The 1,168-nt window shown below is 36.2% G+C and carries 1 protein-coding gene and 1 pseudogene; both read right to left on the bottom strand.

Translation table 11 applies throughout. The features are described 5' to 3' along the window. Positions 1-1,064, bottom strand: a 1,064-nt coding sequence (locus tag I2F89_RS15415) for an RNA-guided endonuclease InsQ/TnpB family protein (protein WP_229078159.1), incomplete at its 3' end; no start/stop codon positions are given. Continuing rightward, a pseudogene (locus I2F89_RS15590) lies at positions 1,000-1,162 on the bottom strand (IS607 family transposase); the annotation flags it as partial. The gene I2F89_RS15415 and the pseudogene I2F89_RS15590, both read right to left, overlap by 65 nt. Positions 1,163-1,168: the final 6 nt, after the last annotated feature.

The raw sequence follows: 1,168 nt of genomic DNA, 5'->3' as shown, positions 1-1,168 counted from the left end.
TCATGACATCGTTTCGAGCTAGGATAGAATCGATCGACTAGTCTTAACTCAATATGATAGACTTTACATTTATCTGCTAATTTTTTACGAAAAGCATAGAAAGATTGCTCTCCCACAGCTTTTGAAAGATGCCGGTTTTTCATCATCCCCTTGACATTCAAATCTTCGATTGTGATATAAGCTGGTTTGGTTTTTACTAGCTCTGACACAATTTTATTCACTCTGTCCCTACGGATATCTGTCAACCGTTTATGAAGTTTTTGTACTTTCAAGACTTGTTTTTCAATATTTTTGCGAGTAGCTTCTCCTCTCTTTGATTGTTTTTCGTTGACACGCTTTTTTTCGCTTTCGTATTTCCTCGACAGCTTGCGTTGTTGTCGTTTTAATTGTTTTTCGATTTTACGAATTTTTCCTGATTTATTGATATTTTTATAGGTTTTCCCTGTGGAAAGAATCGCAAAATCTTTTAATCCTAAGTCGATACCCACGCCTTCGGTAGGAGTATCGTTCAGTACTTGAGCGGTACAGTCCTGTTCCACGATGACCGACAGGTAGTAGCGGTTTGCTTGTTGGCTGATGGTGCCACTCTTTATGATATGTTTGTCATCATGTTTTGGAATATAACCTTTTTCTTTCAGTTTTACCCAATCCAAAGAGGGAACTTTTATCCGATGACGCTCACAACGGATGATTGTCTTTTTATCGTTCTTCACGAAATACATCGATACATCTTGGTGCTTCTTCTTTTTAAATTTAGGAAAATTAGCTCTTCCTTGAAAAAACTTTCTAAAGGCTTTTTCTGTCTCCATAATCGCGTGTTTCGTTGACTTCGCATAAACAGCTTTGATCCACAGCTTATCTGGATGGTTCGGAATGTAGTCGTTATTTAACCACTTTGAAAAATCCATACCTGATACAAACTTTCCGTTTGCTTTGTAAACTTCTTGGTTGTGGTAAATGTAAAAGTTCTTTACAAAACGTGCAACGCCAATGGTTCGATTAATAATTTCTTTTTGTTCTTCTGTTGGAAGAATTTCCGTTTTGTATGCCACTAACAACTTCATCACCTTCAATCTCATCTTTATACTTACGTAGTTCCATAAATACGGAAACTAAAAACGTGAATGATTGAAATTAAATCTTCAACTAATTCCTGTTGTGGCTATAA

This window comes from Enterococcus sp. 1001283B150225_161107_E12, assembly GCF_015556925.1.
Lineage (GTDB): Bacteria > Bacillota > Bacilli > Lactobacillales > Enterococcaceae > Enterococcus_B > Enterococcus_B mundtii.
This window is presented reverse-complemented; position numbering and strand designations above follow the sequence as displayed.